The organism is Nocardiopsis alba DSM 43377, assembly GCF_000341225.1.
Lineage (GTDB): Bacteria > Actinomycetota > Actinomycetes > Streptosporangiales > Streptosporangiaceae > Nocardiopsis > Nocardiopsis alba.
The window spans coordinates 1-15,839 of record NZ_ANAC01000029.1 but is presented as its reverse complement, the minus strand read 5'-3'; the positions used below and the strand labels follow the sequence as shown (position 1 = coordinate 15,839).

The 15,839-nt window shown below is 68.2% G+C and carries 14 protein-coding genes; 8 read left to right on the top strand and 6 right to left on the bottom strand.

Translation table 11 applies throughout. The annotated features are described in order from the left end of the window. Positions 1 to 108 precede the first annotated feature (108 nt). A complete protein-coding gene (locus D451_RS0123885; RefSeq protein WP_017536275.1) occupies positions 109 to 1,122 on the top strand; it encodes an alpha/beta hydrolase in 1,014 nt (337 codons plus the stop codon). A gap of 71 nt (positions 1,123 to 1,193) precedes the next feature. Here D451_RS0123885 and D451_RS0123880 read toward each other — a convergent pair whose 3' ends face one another. After that, positions 1,194 to 2,453: an NADH:flavin oxidoreductase/NADH oxidase family protein gene (locus D451_RS0123880; RefSeq protein ID WP_017536274.1), complete on the bottom strand. Its 1,260-nt coding sequence runs from the start codon at positions 2,451 to 2,453 to the stop codon at positions 1,194 to 1,196. A gap of 94 nt (positions 2,454 to 2,547) precedes the next feature. On the opposite strand from D451_RS0123880, the gene D451_RS0123875 reads away from it, so the two are divergent. Next, positions 2,548 to 3,141: a TetR/AcrR family transcriptional regulator gene (locus tag D451_RS0123875; RefSeq protein ID WP_017536273.1), complete on the top strand. Its 594-nt coding sequence runs from the start codon at positions 2,548 to 2,550 to the stop codon at positions 3,139 to 3,141. A 175-nt stretch (positions 3,142 to 3,316) separates the two neighbouring features. Beyond that, positions 3,317 to 3,973, top strand: coding sequence for a C39 family peptidase (locus D451_RS0123870; RefSeq protein ID WP_017536272.1), 657 nt, complete (start codon positions 3,317 to 3,319; stop codon positions 3,971 to 3,973). Between the two features lie 3 nt (positions 3,974 to 3,976). Here D451_RS0123870 and D451_RS0123865 read toward each other — a convergent pair whose 3' ends face one another. Then, complete coding sequence (locus D451_RS0123865; RefSeq protein ID WP_017536271.1) at positions 3,977 to 5,356, bottom strand: UDP-N-acetylmuramoyl-tripeptide--D-alanyl-D-alanine ligase; 1,380 nt, start codon at positions 5,354 to 5,356, stop codon at positions 3,977 to 3,979. Between the two features lie 309 nt (positions 5,357 to 5,665). Between D451_RS0123865 and D451_RS0123860 the strand changes: the two genes are divergently transcribed. Beyond that, positions 5,666 to 7,459, top strand: coding sequence for an alkyl/aryl-sulfatase (locus D451_RS0123860; RefSeq protein WP_017536270.1), 1,794 nt, complete (start codon positions 5,666 to 5,668; stop codon positions 7,457 to 7,459). Between the two features lie 155 nt (positions 7,460 to 7,614). On the opposite strand, the gene D451_RS0123855 is transcribed toward D451_RS0123860, so the two are convergent. Next, complete coding sequence (locus D451_RS0123855) at positions 7,615 to 8,562, bottom strand: aldo/keto reductase (protein WP_017536269.1); 948 nt, start codon at positions 8,560 to 8,562, stop codon at positions 7,615 to 7,617. 226 nt (positions 8,563 to 8,788) lie between these two features. On the opposite strand from D451_RS0123855, the gene D451_RS0123850 reads away from it, so the two are divergent. From D451_RS0123850 to D451_RS0123840, 3 genes are all read left to right on the top strand, one after another. Beyond that, on the top strand, positions 8,789 to 9,451 hold the full coding sequence (locus D451_RS0123850) for a 3'-5' exonuclease (protein ID WP_017536268.1): 663 nt from the start codon (positions 8,789 to 8,791) through the stop codon (positions 9,449 to 9,451). Between the two features lie 180 nt (positions 9,452 to 9,631). Beyond that, positions 9,632 to 10,444: a glycoside hydrolase family 16 protein gene (locus D451_RS0123845; protein ID WP_014913442.1), complete on the top strand. Its 813-nt coding sequence runs from the start codon at positions 9,632 to 9,634 to the stop codon at positions 10,442 to 10,444. A 119-nt stretch (positions 10,445 to 10,563) separates the two neighbouring features. Continuing rightward, entirely contained in the window at positions 10,564 to 11,415 is an 852-nt protein-coding gene (locus tag D451_RS0123840; protein ID WP_017536267.1) for an SDR family oxidoreductase, read from the top strand. A 166-nt stretch (positions 11,416 to 11,581) separates the two neighbouring features. On the opposite strand, the gene D451_RS0123835 is transcribed toward D451_RS0123840, so the two are convergent. Continuing rightward, the gene (locus tag D451_RS0123835; protein ID WP_017536266.1) at positions 11,582 to 12,040 is read right to left on the bottom strand and encodes a winged helix-turn-helix transcriptional regulator; all 459 of its coding nucleotides are present in this window, start codon (positions 12,038 to 12,040) and stop codon (positions 11,582 to 11,584) included. An 85-nt stretch (positions 12,041 to 12,125) separates the two neighbouring features. Here D451_RS0123835 and D451_RS0123830 point away from each other — a divergent pair, with 85 nt between their 5' ends. Beyond that, the gene (locus D451_RS0123830) at positions 12,126 to 13,307 is read left to right on the top strand and encodes an MFS transporter (RefSeq protein ID WP_036568639.1); all 1,182 of its coding nucleotides are present in this window, start codon (positions 12,126 to 12,128) and stop codon (positions 13,305 to 13,307) included. Between the two features lie 962 nt (positions 13,308 to 14,269). Here the strand turns inward: D451_RS0123830 and D451_RS0123825 are convergent. Together D451_RS0123825 and D451_RS0123820 are read right to left on the bottom strand one after the other, a co-directional pair. After that, positions 14,270 to 14,815 carry a VanZ family protein gene (locus D451_RS0123825; RefSeq protein ID WP_017536264.1) on the bottom strand — a complete coding sequence of 182 codons (546 nt, stop codon included), beginning with the start codon at positions 14,813 to 14,815 and terminating at the stop codon, positions 14,270 to 14,272. Positions 14,816 to 14,846: 31 nt separating this feature from the next. Next, on the bottom strand, positions 14,847 to 15,242 hold the full coding sequence (locus D451_RS0123820; protein ID WP_234305947.1) for a hypothetical protein: 396 nt from the start codon (positions 15,240 to 15,242) through the stop codon (positions 14,847 to 14,849). Positions 15,243 to 15,839: the final 597 nt, after the last annotated feature.

Below are 15,839 nucleotides of genomic sequence, written 5' to 3'. Positions count from 1 at the left end.
GGCGCGAGGTCCCGAACCCTCGTGTCCACTTCGGATCCGTCCGGCGGGTGCTCCCCCGGTGAGCGAGTTCCGCTCCCGCGCGACACCGACCGAAGCGGAGTAGGGAAGATGTCCGAGCACAAGGTGGTCCTGGAGCAGGCGGCCCGGGAGTTCGCCGACGTCAACGCGAACGAGCCCTTCATCTACCAGGTCCCGCCCGAGCAGGGCCGGCAGATCCTGGAGGACGTCCAGAGCGGCAAGGGCGTGCCCAAGCCCGAGGTGGTCGACGCGTGGTTCACCGTGGAGGGCGGTCCCACCGGCCAGGTGCCGGTGCGGGTCGTGCGTCCGCCCGGGGCCACCGGGGTCCTGCCGGTGATCCTCTACGTCCACGGGGCGGGCTGGGTCTTCGGGAGCGCGAACACCCACGACCGGCTGGTGCGGGAGCTGTGCGTGCGCACCGGCGCGGCGGTGGTCTTCCCCGAATACGACCGCTCGCCCGAGGCGAGGTATCCGACCGCGATCGAGCAGGGATACGCGGTGGCCCGCTGGGTGATCGAGCACGGCGCCGAGAAGGACCTGGACGGAACCCGCATGGCGGTGTGCGGGGACTCGGTGGGCGGCAACATGGCCACGGTGCTGACGTTGATGGCCCAGGACCGGGGGGACGTGTCGTTCAAGGGTCAGGCGTTGCTGTATCCGGTGACCGACGCCGACTTCGACACCGATTCCTACCACGAGTTCGCCACCGGCTACTTCCTGAACCGGGACGGCATGATCTGGTTCTGGGACCAGTACACGACCGACCCCGATGAGCGGGCGCAGGTCTACGCCTCGCCGCTGCGGGCGTCGCTGTACCAGCTACGCGAACTGCCTCCGGCGATCGTGCTCAACGGGGAGGCCGACGTGCTGCGCGACGAGGGCGAGGCGTACGCGAATCGTTTGCGGGAGGCGGGGGTGCCGGTGACGGCGGTCCGCTTCCAGGGCATGATCCACGACTTCATGATGATCGACAGCATGCGCGACACCCACGCCAATCAGGCGGCGCTGAGGTTGACGTCGGACTTCCTGGCCGACGTGTTGGAGACCCGGTCGACGGTGCCCCGTCAACAGGCCGGACAGCGGTCAGGGGCGTATTCGCGCTGAGGTGATCGTCGGCGGAGGCGAAGACACCCCCGCCGACGTCGCCCGCGGGGCCGGGGGCCGGCCCGCGTGGGTCATCGACCGGCCGGGGCCGCCGGGTTCCTTCGCTCGGACAGCCAGGCGCGGTAGCGGCGCAGCGCCCGACGTTGCCCGAGGCGTTCCGAGACCAGGGCGTAGGCCGGAAGGGTGCCGGGGCGCGGCGCCCTGCCCCGGGCGACGCGGCGGAGTTGGTGGCGGACCCGCGCCATGCCCGCCGCCGAGGCCAGCGCCTTGTTCGACCAGGTCACCGGCGGCATCGACCGGCCGGCCTCACGGTGTTCCCGCCAGAGCAGGGGAAGGTCGGGGGTGAGGGACAGGGCGGTGCCCATCCCGACGACCGCCACGCCGTCGGCGACGACCTTCTCGGCGGTCTCGCGTCGGGTCACGCCGCCGGTGAGCATCAACGGCAGCGGGCTGGTCGCCACCAGCTCCCGTGCCAGGTCCAGGAAGTAGGCTTCCCGGGCCTGTGTGCGTTCGTCGGCGGAGCGGCCGGTCATCGCGGGGCTCTCGTAGCTGCCGCCGGACAGTTCGACCAGGTCGACGCCGAGCGGTTCGAGCATCGCGATCACCCGACGCGCGTCGTCCACGTCGAAGCCGCCGCGTTGGAAGTCGGCGGAGTTGAGCTTCACCGCGACCGCGAAGGTCGGTGAGACGGTGGCCCGGATCGCGCGGACCACGTCCAGCAGCGTCCGCGCCCGGTTCTCCAGCGATCCGCCCCAGGCGTCGGTGCGCTTGTTGACCAGTGGGGACAGGAACTGGGACAGCAGGTATCCGTGCGCCGCGTGGATCTCCACCCCGTCGAACCCGGCCTGTTCGGCGCGGGTCGCCGTGACCGCGAACCGCTCCACGGTGGCCTCGATCTGTTCGGGGGTCATGGCGGTGGGGCGGCCGAAGTTCTTGCTGAGCCGGCCCAGCTCGACGCCGACGGCGGACGGAGCCCACACGACGCCGGGCATGTCGGCCTGGACCTGGCGGCCGGGGTGGTTGATCTGCATCCACACGGTCGAGCCGCCGGACTTGGCGGCCTGTGCCCACCGGGTGAACGGCTCCAGCGGGGAGGCCTCGTCGAGGACGATACCGGCCGGTCCGGTGAGCGCTTCGGCGTGCACCATGACGTTCCCGGTGATGAGCAGGCCCGTTCCGCCCGCCGACCAGCGCCGGTACAGCTCCAGGAGTCGGTGGTCGGGCAGTTGGCCCTCGCCCGCCATGTTCTCCTCCATGGCGGCCTTGGCGATCCGGTTGCCCAGAACCGCCCCGGAGCGCAGACGCAGAGGTGAGTACAGTCCACCGGCCATCGGAATCGGCCCCTTCTTCGGATTCGCTATCATGTATGCAGTGCTCACATTAGATGGGCAATGTGTGCACTGTAAACATGAGGGAGTGTGATCCGTGTCGCGGGCCAAAAGCACCTACCACCACGGCGACCTGCGGGCCGCCTGCGTCAGCGCGGCCCGAGAGCTCCTCGAGGAGGACGGCGGGGCCGCGCTGTCTCTGCGCGCGGTGGCCAAACGCGCCGGGGTGTCGGCGACCGCCCCCTACCGTCACTTCGCGGACCGCGACGCGCTCGTCTCCGCCGTCGCGGCCGAGGGCTACCGCGAACTCGCCGAACATCTGGCGCGGGCCCACCCCTCCCCCGAGACCCCCGACGACCTGGCCGAGATCGCCATCGCCTACGTCCACTTCGCCTTGGAACACCCGGCGCTGTTCCGGGCGATGTTCGCCGAACCCTGCGACCCCGCACACGAGGAACGGGCCGCCGCGACCGCCGCCATCCGGGCCTACGTCCACGGTCTCGTGCGCGCCGTCTTCCCCGAGGCCGAGCCCGAGGCGCTCTCCACGGCGGTGTGGTCGCTCGTCCACGGGCTGGCCTTCCTGCACCTGGACGGCAAGCTCGACGCCACGGACCCGGAGGAGATCGCCGGAAGGATCCGTTCCACCGTGCGGGCGATGCTCACCGCCGGAGCAGCGGTCGAGCGAGGGTAGGGCCCCGCAGACCTTCGCTCTCCGCGGGACGGAACGCGTGAACCCGTCCGCTCGGAGCGGCCTCTGCCACGGCCCACCCTGACACCGACCGCATCGAAGTCTCCGGGAAGGCCGACGATCGTCCGACGGGGGTAACGTCGTGCGGCGGACAGCCACTCGACACCGGGAGAGACCCGTGAAGCCCCGATGTCCGGCCTGCGACGGAACAGGCACCCTGCACGAACCGGTCGTCCCGGTCACCCAGTACGCCTCCCCCGAACTGATCGAGAGGATCGTCTACGCAGGGCACGACCCCGGCGACGACCCGGCCTGGGCGGTATCGGGGGCGACCTCCCGCGAGGAGTACGGCGCCTGGTGCGGCCACGCCTGCGGCATGGCGTGCCTGCGCATGGTCCTCGCCCACCGCGATGGCGACGCTCCCCCGCTCCTCGAACTCCTGCACGGGACCCGCGAGGCGGGCGGCTACGTGGAACGGCCCGACGGCACGGTGAAGGGCCTGATCTACGCGCCCTTCGTCGAATACGTCCATGACACCCACCGGCTGGACGCCCGCGTACGCACCGACCTGGACACCGAGGCGCTGCGCTCGGAACTGGACCGGGGCCGGATGGTGATCGCGTCGGTGCACAAGGAGATCCGCCGCCCCGAGCGCGCGGCACCGGGGAAGGGCGGACATCTGGTTCTGGTCATCGGCCACCGGGACGGGCTCCTCCACTTCAGGAACCCCTCCGGGCATCGGCCCGACACGGTCTCGGCGACGGTGGCGGAGGCGACCTTCGCGACGTTCTTCGCCGGGCGGGGCGTCGTCGTGGACCCCACCCGGTATCTGTGAAGGTCAGCCCACGGTCAGCGCGTCCGCCAGTTCCCCGAGCCTCGATGAGTGGGCGCCCTTGACCAACAGCACGTCCCCGGAGGCGAAGCGTTGGCCGCCCAACCACTCTCGGGCCGCGTCCTTGTCCGAAAGCACCAGGGCGTCGGGCCCGTACCCTTCGGCCAGGGCCCGTGCCTCGGCGATGCCCACCACGGTCACCGTGTCGATGCCGAGCACCGCGGCGAGCACGCCGATCTTGCGGTGCTCCTCCATCGACCCGTCCCCGAGTTCGCGCATCTCTCCCAACAGGGCGATCGTCCGTCCGGCACGCCCGCGCCCTAGATGCGCCAACGCGCGCAGCGCCGCCGAGGTGGAGTCGGTGTTGGCGTTGTAGGCGTCGTTGACCACCAACAGCCCGTCTCCGCGTTCGACCACCCGCATCCGCCCCTCGGACACGGGCGTCGCCGTCGACAGCATCTCTCCGACCTGGAGTACGTCCATACCGACCGCTCCGGCCGCCGCCGCTGCCGCCAACGCGTTGGGCACCTGGTGCTCGCCCACGACCTGTAGGCCCACCATGCAGTCGCCCGCGCGGGTCCGCAGGGTGAACGAGGCCCGCCCCTGTGAGTCCAGTCCGATATCGACGGCGCGCACGTCCGCCCCTTGGGCCGTGCCGAAGGTGATGATCCGGGCCTTGGTCCGGTCGGCCATCGCCGCCACTCGGGGGTCGTCGGCGTTGAGGACCGCGACCCCGCCCTCGGCCGCCGAGGGGAGGGCGGCGACCAGTTCGCCCTTGGCCTTCGCGGTCGGCTCGGGTCCGCCGAACTCCCCCATATGGGCGGTGCCGACGTTGAGGACCACGCCCACGGTCGGCGGGGTGATCTCGGTGAGGTAGGTGATGTGCCCCTGCCCGCGGGCGCCCATCTCGGCCACGAGGTAGCGGGTTTCGGTGTCGGTCTCCAAGGCGGTGAGGGGGAGGCCGATCTCGTTGTTGAACGAGCCCTCGGTGGCGACGGTCGGCCCGGCCGGTTCCAGGATCTGAGCGATCAGGTCCTTGGTGGAGGTCTTTCCGGAGGATCCGGTGACCGCGATGGTGGTCAGGTCCGGAAGCGCCTCCACGTGGGCTCGGGCCAGAACACCGAGAGCGGTGAGCGGGTCTTCGACCAGGACCGAGGGCAGCCCCAGGGACCGGGACGCCAGGACCGCGGAGGCCCCCGAGGCGATCGCTTCGTGGGCGTGGTCGTGCCCGTCACGCCCCTCGCCGCCTCGGAGGGCCACGAAGAGATCCCCCGGGTGGACCTTGCGAGAGTCGTAGGAGATGCCGGTGACCTCGATCGTCTCGGACACCTCCGAGATCCGACCCGAGGTCGCGTTCGCGATGTGGGCCAAGGTGATGGGCAGCATGGTTTCCTCTCGGTCCGGAGGTATGAAGACGACCGTACCCAGGTCGGGGGCGTTTCCAGGGGAACGACGCATCGGGTGCGTCGGCGTCGGTACCGCACGTGTCCCCGTATGCGTGGCGAAACGACCCGCGAGGACGGAGAGCACGGGCCCTCCGCGCTCCACCGTCCCGGTGACACGGCTCCCGGAACACCGGCCGTCCGAAACCGAGGAAAAATCACTACAGGTAATGAAACCATCACGCTTCAGCGTGGAGAAGGCCGGGGAGGACCAAGGCGCTCGATCACTCAAAGCACATGGAGATAACACACTGTGGTGAATCAGCCGTCGTTCGACGACGCCGACCGGGGTTACCTCGGTACGGCGGCGGATCCGCGGATCACCGATGAGACCGGACGCGTCGTCTGGGACCTGGACGCGTACGCGTTCCTCGACGCCGACGCCCCCGAGACGACGAACCCGAGCCTGTGGCGCCAGTCGCAGCTCAACGCCAAACACGGCCTCTACGAGGTCACCGACGGTATCTACCAGGTGCGCGGCTTCGATCTGTCCAACATCACCTTCGTCGAGGGCGACGAGGGCGTCATCGTCATCGACCCGCTGATCTCCGTGGAGTGCGCGGAGGCCGCGCTCGCCCTGTACCGCGAGTACCGGGACGAGAACCGCCCCGTCACCGCAGTCATCTACAGCCACTCCCACGTCGACCACTTCGGCGGGGTCCGGGGCGTGGTGCCCGAGGGCGCGGACATCCCGATCATCGCCCCCTCCGGCTTCCTGGAGCACGCCGTCTCCGAGAACGTCTACGCGGGCACCGCCATGACCCGACGGTCGATCTTCATGTACGGGTCCGTGCTGGGCAGGGGCGCCGACGGTCAGATCGGCACCGGGCTCGGCCAGACCACCTCCACCGGCACCATCTCCCTGATCGAGCCGAACACCTACGTCACCGAGACCGATCATGAGGAGCTGATCGACGGGGTCCGGATCCGTTTCCAGCTCACCCCGGGCACCGAGGCGCCCTCGGAGATGAACTTCTTCTTCCCCGACCGCAACGCCCTGTGCATGGCCGAGAACGCCACCCACACCCTGCACAACGTGCTCACCCTGCGGGGCGCGCTCGTCCGTGACCCGCACGTGTGGGCGAACTACCTCACCGAGGCCATCGAGCTCTTCGCCGCCGACTCCGACGTCCTGTTCGCCTCCCACCACTGGCCGACCTGGGGCACCGAGAAGCTCACCACGTTCCTCTCCCAACAGCGCGACCTGTACGCCTACCTGCACGATCAGACCCTGCGCATGATCAACCAGGGCTACACCGGCATCGAGATCGCCGAACGGATCCAGCTTCCGCCCGTGCTGGAGAGCGCCTGGCACGCCCGCGGCTACTACGGGTCCGTCTCGCATAACGTCAAGGCCATCTACCAGCGTTACATGGGTTGGTACGACGGCAACCCCGCCCACCTGTGGGAGCTGCCTCCGGAGGAGTCGGCGGCCAAGCACGTCGAGTTCATGGGCGGCGCCTCGGTGATCCTGCCCAAGGCCCAGGAGGCCTACGACGCCGGGGAGTTCCGCTGGGCCGCCCAGGTCCTCAACTACGTCGTCTTCGACGACCCCGGCGATACCGACGCACGAGAGCTGCTCGCCCGGGTCTACACCGCGCTCGGCCACGGCGCGGAGAACGGCACCTGGCGCAACTTCTACCTCCAGGGCGCCGAGGAGCTGCGCGGCAACAAGGTCCCCACCCCCATCGACACCGCCTCCCCCGACGTCATGAACGCCCTGAGCATCGGGCAGATCTTCGACTCGGTCGCCATCCTCGTCGACGGGCCCCGTGCTTGGGACACCGAGCTCGTCATCGACTGGAACTTCACCGACCCGGTGGAGAAGGTCAGGCTCACGCTCAAGAACGGCGTCCTCACCCAGCACGCCGAGCGCGAAGGGGCCGAGGCCTCCCTGACCGTCACACTCACCAAGGCGCAGCTTCTCCAAGTGCTCGCCACCCGGAGCCTGGACGGTATCGATTACGAAGGGGACCCTGAAACGCTCACGACCCTGTTCGGGCTCTTGGACGAGGACGATCCCGACTTCGACATCGTCACGCCCTGAGGAAGGTCGCGTCCTGAGGTGAACATGGTGTCCTGGCGCCGCCCGTGTCGGGTGGGCCCGCGATGGCGGGTCCACCCGGTGAAGGCCCCGGGGCCGGAGAATGCACTCTCCGGCCCCGGGTCGGTCGAGCCCCCGAGCGTACTCGGGGCGGCGGGTCAGGGCACGTCGTGACCGGCGGCCTGGAACAGGCCGTACCACTCGCTCCGTGTCAGAGGGAGCTCCGAGCCCGCGGCGGCGTCGGTGACGCGCCCCGGGTTCGTCGTGCCGAGCACGACCTGCATCCCGGCCGGGTGACGGGTGATCCACGCCGTCGCGATAGCGATCGGGGTGACCCGGTACTTCTCGGCGAGACGCTCCAGCTCGGTGTTCAGCTCCCGATGGTCCTCGGAGCCGAAGAACACCCCGCCCTGGGCCCCCTTCTGGAACGGTGACCACGCCTGGAGGGTGATCCCGTTGATCCGGGCGTGATCGACGAGACCGCCCCCGTCACGGGTGATCGAGTCGTCGGCTCCGGCCATGTTCGACGAGATCCCTTGGGCGATGATCGTCGAGTGCGTGATCGACAGCTGCACCTGGTTCGCGACGATCGGTTGGGAGACGGTGGTCCTCAACAGGTCGATCTGCCTCGGCGTGTGGTTGGAGACCCCGAACGCGCGCACCTTGCCGCCGGACTCCAGGTGGTCGAAGGCGCGCGCGACCTCCTCGGGTTCCACGAGCGCGTCCGGGCGGTGCAGCAGGAGCACGTCGATGTGGTCGGTGTTCAGGGCCTTCAGCGATTCTTCGACGGAGGCCACGATGTGCTCGTACGAATGGTCGTAGCCCCGGCCCGGGACGATGCCGGTCTTCGTCTGGAGGGCGATCCCCTCCCGCTCCGACGGGCTCAGGCTCAACGCTTCGGCGAACCGGCGTTCGCACAGGTGGAGACCGCCGCCGGGGTGGCCGATCCCGTAGATGTCGGCGTGGTCGAAGAAGTCGATCCCGGCCTCGCGGGCGGTGGTGTACAGCTCGCGGATCTGTTCGTCGGTCTTGTCGGCGATCCGCATCATCCCCGCGATGACGTTGGGCACCCGGGTGTCGGTGTTTCCGAAGGGGACGGTCTTCATGGGTTCCTCTCGTGGGGCCATGCCCGACAGGGGTCGGTGGAGAGAGCACGGTTCTCGTAGAGGTCGAGGTTGCCACGTCCGGGGAAGGGGTTCACGCGCGCCCCCGGCCGAGCCGCGAAGCCCCGGCAACAAGGAGGACTCCACATCCACACGCGGCCGAACGGAGCGAATAGGGGCATCTCACCAATCCCACCTTCTCTCCGTCCCCGGTGGCTACGGTGAGCGTATGGGCTCTCTGACCGACGACCCGGACTTTCTCGCGACGACGTACGTGGTCATCGACTTCGAGGCGACCACCCCGGCGGGGCGTCCGGCTCAGCCCATCGAGGTCGCGGCTCTCGCACTGCGCTACGAGCAGGGCGACTGGGTGGAAGCGGGACGCTTCGCCTCCCTGATCCGCCCACCGGAGTTCGCACCGGTGACCCGGTTCAACACCCTCCACAGCGGCCTCACCTCCGAGCACCTCGCCTCGGCCCCCACGCCGGCCGAAGCCCTGGGCGCCCTGGACCGCCGCTTCACCGCGGACTCCCGATACCTGTTGGTGGCCCAGCACGCCGCCACCGAGGCCGGACTCCTCTACAACCAACGCGAGCACTGCCCGGTGGCGGCGCGGATCGACCTTCTCGACACCATCCCGTTGGCCAGGCGTATGGTGCCCGGCCTGCCCGACTACAGGTTGGACACCCTGCTGGGGCACTACTCCATCCCCTTGCCGGCGGACCGTCATCGCGCCGCAGCCGACGTCCGGGTGACCGCGTGGGTGTTCAGGCGACTCATCGAGGACGCCGACCGTGAAGGCGACATCCGTGATCTCGCCGAACTGGTGAGGGTCGCCGGACGCAAGTCCAAGGTCGACCGGCCCGCACAGGGAGAGCTGTTCACCCTCTAACCGTCCGCGTCATGACGGATGAGCGTAGAACCCTTGTCAGAGCGGGCGGACTTTCGGAAAACTTCCACGAAAACCCCGCTTGTGCATTCGAGAAGCCGAACGTAAAGTGACGCCTAAGTACTAATGGTCACAGGGTGACCACCCCAGGTGCACCCTGTGGCGCTTCCCCCGGAGTAGCCCATGCACCGCGCCCTGTTCATGGCGGTCGTCACCGCCGCGGCCCTCATCTCCCCCACCACCGCCTCAGCGTCCACCACGGAGTCCGACATGCGAGCCACCCTCGTGTGGTCCGACGAGTTCGACGGCCCCGCCGGGAGCGCTCCCGACCCCGCCAACTGGAACCACGAGACCGGTGATCACGGCTGGGGCAACAACGAGCTCCAGAACTACACCGACAGCCGGGCCAACTCGGCCCTGGACGGCAACGGCAACCTCGTCATCACGGCCCGCCAGGAGGCGGACGGTGGCTACACCTCGGCCAGGCTGACCACCCAGAACAAGGTGCAGCCCCAGTACGGCCGAGTAGAGGCCAGTATCCAGATCCCACGCGGCCAGGGCATCTGGCCCGCCTTCTGGATGCTGGGCGCGGACTTCCCGAACACGCCGTGGCCGGACTCGGGCGAGATCGACATCATGGAGAACATCGGCCGCGAGCCCCACCTGGTGCACGGTAGCCTCCACGGCCCGGGCTACTTCGGCGGCGAGCCGCTCACCGGTTCCTACATGCACCCGCAGGGCTGGTCCTTCGCCGACACCTTCCACACGTTCGCCGTGGACTGGAGGCCCGGTTCGATCACCTGGTCGGTCGACGGCGTCGCCTATCAGACCTACACCTCGGCCGATACCCGAGGGAACCCGTGGGTGTTCGACCAGCCGTTCTTCATGATCCTCAACGTGGCCGTGGGCGGCGACTGGCCCGGCTACCCCGACGGCAGTACGCAGTTCCCCCAGGAGATGCGCGTGGACTACGTGCGGGTCTACGAACTGGGCTAGACCCCCGGAACACCCTGATCCGGGAGAGATCGAGGTGGGGCCCCGTCTCGGAAGCCGGGGCCCCACGTCCATCCGAGTTCGGATCAAACGGCACCCGTTTCGACGTACGGTGTCGTGCCATGACCGTTCTGATCATCGGTGGCAGTGGGTTTCTCGGCGGCGAACTGACCCGACAGGCCATCGCCGCAGGACACACCGTCACGGCGACCTTCGGCACCCGCGCAGGAGCCCTCCCCGGCGCCGAATGGCGGCGGCTCGATCTCCGACATCCCGAGGCGATCACCTCTCTGTTCGAGGAAGTGCGACCGACCGTCGTGATCAACACGGCCTATCGGAGGTCCGACTGGGCGACGACGGCGGACGGCGCCATCAGGGTCGCGATGGCCGCGGTCGGCCAGGGCGCGCGTCTGGTCCAGGTGTCCAGCGACACGGTCTTCTCCGGCGACCGGGTCCACTACGACGAGGACTCCCTCCCGGACCCGGTCACCCCCTACGGCGCCGCGAAGGCCGCAGCCGAAACCGCGATCCGGTTGCTGGATCCCACGGCCGTCATCGCCCGCACCTCCCTGATCATCGGTGACGGCGGTTCCGTTCACGAGTCCTTGGTCCACGACCTGGCCACCGGACGCCGGGATGGGGCCCTGTTCACCGACGATATCCGCTGCCCCGTGCATGTCGGGGGCCTGGCGGCCGCTCTTCTGGAACTGGCCTTCTCCGACTACGGCGGCGTCTGCCACGTCGCCGGCTCCGACGCCGTCAGCCGTTACGAGCTGGGGACTCTGATCGCCCGGCGTGACGGTCTCGACCCTTGCGCTCTGACCGCCGGGAAGCGTGCGGAGATGGGGCCTCCCGGACCTTTGGACGTCCGACTGGAGAGCGGCCGGACACAGAGCCGGGTCAGCACCGTTCTCCGAGGGGCTCGGGAGTTCCTCGCGGCGCCGGTCTCGAAGAAGGACGAACCCGGGCGATGAACCTTGGCCGGGCGCATGGTCGGTCGGTGATCCTCCCCGCGTGCGCGGGGCTCGGAACCGTTGAGCTTCATCCGCCGTATCCAGCGCTCGGCCCATCCCCGCGTGCGCGGGGTTCAGGGAAGTCGCCCCGGGGGAACAGAGACCGCGCCTCACGGCCCCGCCCTCTTCATCCCTCCTTGCGAACGGTGGTCGTGTCGACACCGGCGGGCTCGCCCCGCGCGTCGGTGGGGCGCAGCTCCGGGAGCGGAACGCCGTTCTCGTCGACGAGCACCGAGTGCTCCTCCCCTCGCGCGAACGCGTGCCGCTCGCCCCACTGCCGTAGGGACACGATGACCGCGAAGAGGTCGCGCCCCGTGTCCGTGAGGACGTAGACCTGCCTGCGGCCGGTGGGGGCGGTCCGTCGTTCGAGGATCCCTCGGTCGACCAGGCGTCGCAGTCGGTCGGTGAGGATGTTGCGGGCGATCCCGGTCCGGCTCTGGAAGTCGCCGAAGGCTCGCGCACCGTCCATGGCGTCCCGGACGATCAGCAGGCTCCAACGGTCTCCGACCAGGTCGAGCGTGCGGGCGACCGGGCAGGAGGGGTCGGTCCAGGTCATCGCGTCGTCGGGCGTCGCCGTGTTCGTCATCACCACTCCAGAAGAGTTGCGGTTTGAAACCAGTGTGCCCTACCGTCAAATCAGTTGCAATATGCTACTAATTCAAGGAGGCGGGATGACCACGATGGCCCGAAGGAGACTGCTCTTAGCGGCGATCTGCGCGGTGGCGGTCTCGACCATCTACGCGGCCCAGCCCGTACTCGCCCGGATCGGCGACGACCTGGGGGTCCCCGAAGCCGACCTGGGATGGATCGTCACCGCCGGACAGCTCGGCTACCTGATCGGCCTGGTGCTCCTGGTGCCTCTGGGCGACATGTTCGACCGACGCCGGCTTCTGGTCGGGCACCTGTCCCTCGCCGCCGGCGGTGTGCTCCTGGCCGCGGTCGCGGACCGGCTCTGGCTTCTGCTCTCGGCGCTCGCCCTCGTCGGTCTGCTCGCCGTGGTCGTCCAGACGGCCGTCGCCTACGCCGCCGACCTCTCCTCCCCCACCGAACGCGGGCGCACCCTCGGCATCGTGACCTCGGGGGTCATCCTCGGCATCCTCGGTTCCCGTGTGTTCGCGGGAGGGCTCGCCGCGCTCTGGGGGTGGCGAAGCGTCTACCTGGCGTTGGCCGTACTACTGCTGGCACTCGCCTATCTCGCGCTGAGGCTTCTACCGACCGATCTTCGCACCGAGCGCCCGACCTACGGACAGGTGCTGTTCTCCCTCGGCCGCCTGTTCCACGAAGGGCTGTTCCTCTCACGCGGGCTGATCGCGTTCTTCCTCTTCGCCTCCTTCGGCACGCTCTGGAGCGGCCTGGCCCTGCCGCTGGCGGCGGAACCCTGGAACCTGGACACCGCGCAGATCGGCCTCTTCGGGGTCGCCGGTCTCGCCGGGGCCCTCGGCGCCGCTCGCACCGGACGTTGGGCCGACTCCGGACAGGCCGATATCGTCACCGGAGCCGCACTGGTGCTCCTGGCGGTGTCGTGGGTGGCGACCGGACAGGTGAACTGGTCGCTCTGGGCGGTCGTCGTCGGCGTCGTCGCCCTCGACTTCGCGGTGCAGGCGGTGCATGTGAGCAACCAGCACCTGCTCACGACCGCCCGACCGGGCCGGACCGGCAGCGTCATCGGCGGGTACATGGTCTTCTACTCGCTCGGCTCCGCTCTCGGAGCGACCGCCACCACAACGGTGTACTCGACCTACGGGTGGACGGGGTCCAGTGTTCTCGGCGGGGCCTTCTCCCTCTGCGCGCTGGCCGTCTGGGCGATCGGGCGGCGCGTGGTGGCGGGTGACCGGCGCAGCGTGGCCGCGTAGTCGAGGTCGGGGGGTGGGATGCCGTCAGGATCGTGAGTGAGGCCCGGAAGAGGCAGGACACCGAGGAGCGTCCTGTCGTCCTGGAGGCGAGTCCGGCCCTCATACGCGGAGAACAGCAGGTCGAGGCCCGTACGCACCGTTGGGAGATCGGTCCATTCCCGCGTGCGCGGGACTCGGGCACCGACGGCCCCGGGAGACTCGACGGTCGAAGTCTCCCGGGGCCGTTCTCATACCGTCACCCTCTCCGCCTCACCGCGCGTACGCGGCACGACCCGGCAGAGCCTGGTGACCAGACGCTCGTTTCTTCTCCCCTTCTTCCCGGAAGGACACCGATAAACGCCGAGATGGCGCCGAAGCCGACCACGGAAAAGAACGACGGTGAGTTCGAACAGAAGGGCGACTGCCATATACGGTTCGTCTCCTCGGTATCTCAGAAGCTCCTGGCGACATACCGTCGAAGGGTTCTGAATCCAGACCGAAGCCTCGGGGTCGGCATGAGCAGCAGCCGAGACCGCAGCAGCGAGGCCATCAAGAAGACGAGGGGGATTTTATTCAAAGTCCCTCTTTCGAGAAAATCGAATGAGACAACACGACCTTACGCAGACCACACTCATTCCGTCAAGAAAAAATCGCCCCGAAAACCATCCGAGCGCCGATTTTGTTTGACCCGTTTTGACCGGACGAAAGCAGAGGAGGCGAAAACCCGAAAGGGATTCATCTCGGCGTCCCCCTCACCGTCTCGGCGCGCTCACCCGATACGCGACGTGTCGTGGTGACCGACCGTCCGAGCCGGCCCGGGTCGACCGAAGTCGTAGACCACCACCCGACCCCCGCACCCCCGTTCGAGCCGTTCTCGAACGGCGGCCGGTGTGAACGGAACGACTCCGAGGTGAGGCGTCGCCTCCGCTCACGATGGCGACGGCCCCGGCGGGCCCACCCTCGAGGGCCTGCCGGGGCCGTGCTCATGCCGCCACTCTCGTCGCCTCATCACGCCGACTCAGCACCGCGCCGGCCAGAACCACGAGGGTCACGCCGATCAGGTACCCGAGGCTGTTGGCCAGAAGGTCGTCCAGCGCGCTCTGCCGCCCGGTCGCGAGAACGGCCTGAGCCACCTCGATCGTCAGCGACAGCAGTGGGCCGAAGAGCCACACGACCCAACGGGTGAACAGCAGGGCCGCGACAATGCCCAAAGGAAGGAAGAGAAGGATGTTGAGCATCCATTCCTCCCAGTGCAGGGAATTCTCGGTCACATGCTCGCCGGAGAGGAAATCGAACGGGATGAGGCTGACATTGACTCCCCCGCTTCCGACCTGACCCCAACCGTCGACCGGCTCGACGAGGACGATCACATAGGCGAGCAGGGAGACCGCCAGCACGACCCGGCAGACCCCGGTGACCAGGCGCTCGTTTCTTCTCCGCAGAAGGACACCGATGAACGCCACCGCGGCACCGACGACGACCACGGAAAAGAACACCGGGACGTTCACGTAGAAGAGCAGCTGCCACATACGTCTCGCCTCCTCGACATCTCAGAGGCTCCTACCGGCATCCGACCGAAGGGGTCTGGAACCTGCCCTGCCCTTCGGCCTCCATGTATCCGACCACGCCGCCGGGAACCCGCACCTGTTCCCAGGTCTGACTCACCGTCTCTCCGGCCGCGACGCCCCGCTTCGTCCCGCTCACCCTGCCGGTGTCACCGGAGAACCATCCGAGCTTCAGGTTCACCGACACACCCGAGCGCTTCACGTAACTCACCCGGACGTAGTTGCAGTTGTTGGACCGCAACGACAACGTTCCATTGGAAAGCCTCGTCGAGGTATCGCCGGCCATACGGTCGAGGTCGCTCCCCGTCTCGACGATCCGCCCATCGTCATAGACGGTGATCTCGACCTCCACCTCCTGCCCCTCTTCCTCCGCATGGGCGACATTCGACATCGGAAGCAGTAACGCCACCAAGAACACGAGAAGGTGTTTCTTCAAAGTTCCCCTTTCGAGAACAGCGAATGAGACACCACGACTTTACGCAGACCCTACAGATGGCGTCAAGGAAAAAATCGCATCGAACGCCGCCCACATATTGCCTTGATCTGACCCGCTTTACCCCGACAGAAGCAAAGGAAGACCGAAGACCCGAAAAGGATTTGTTTCAAAAATTCCATACTCACTTCAACCCCCACCACCGGAGGCGAAGCACTTAACAGGAAGACCCTCATGGATCACGAGAAATCAAAAGCCAATACACTCATATAGATTCCAAAATCGGGCGATCTCGACATCCAGAATTCACCGTTTCGATGATCCACAAGAGGGAACCCGGTAGATATCCACCCCTCGGAGCCTCCGGCCGTTCGAGCCCGCCCGGGTCAGTCGAAGTCGTAGACCGTCACCCGAACCCCACGCTCCAGAAGTTCCCGCTCCACCAGGGGCTGGATCCGTTCCCACTTCCCGCCGGCCAGCCCGCAGCCGATCCGGGGCATGTGCACGGTGGCGCCGAGTTCGAGGGCGTGCGCGGCCAGGGCGCGCAGACAGGAG

Bases quoted from the DNA above. Each gene is read 5' to 3' on its own strand.
- D451_RS0123850 (WP_017536268.1), top strand. From the start codon at position 8,789: ATGGGCTCTCTGACCGACGACCCGGACTTTCTCGCGACGACGTACGTG.
- D451_RS0123880 (WP_017536274.1), bottom strand. From the start codon at position 2,453: ATGGCCGGTGGACTGTACTCACCTCTGCGTCTGCGCTCCGGGGCGGTT.
- D451_RS0123830 (WP_036568639.1), top strand. From the start codon at position 12,126: ATGACCACGATGGCCCGAAGGAGACTGCTCTTAGCGGCGATCTGCGCG.
- D451_RS0123825 (WP_017536264.1), bottom strand. From the start codon at position 14,815: ATGTGGCAGCTGCTCTTCTACGTGAACGTCCCGGTGTTCTTTTCCGTG.
- D451_RS0123820 (WP_234305947.1), bottom strand. From the start codon at position 15,242: ATGTCGAATGTCGCCCATGCGGAGGAAGAGGGGCAGGAGGTGGAGGTC.
- D451_RS0123865 (WP_017536271.1), bottom strand. From the start codon at position 5,356: ATGCTGCCCATCACCTTGGCCCACATCGCGAACGCGACCTCGGGTCGG.
- D451_RS0123855 (WP_017536269.1), bottom strand. From the start codon at position 8,562: ATGAAGACCGTCCCCTTCGGAAACACCGACACCCGGGTGCCCAACGTC.
- D451_RS0123840 (WP_017536267.1), top strand. From the start codon at position 10,564: ATGACCGTTCTGATCATCGGTGGCAGTGGGTTTCTCGGCGGCGAACTG.
- D451_RS0123845 (WP_014913442.1), top strand. From the start codon at position 9,632: ATGCACCGCGCCCTGTTCATGGCGGTCGTCACCGCCGCGGCCCTCATC.
- D451_RS0123885 (WP_017536275.1), top strand. From the start codon at position 109: ATGTCCGAGCACAAGGTGGTCCTGGAGCAGGCGGCCCGGGAGTTCGCC.
- D451_RS0123835 (WP_017536266.1), bottom strand. From the start codon at position 12,040: ATGACGAACACGGCGACGCCCGACGACGCGATGACCTGGACCGACCCC.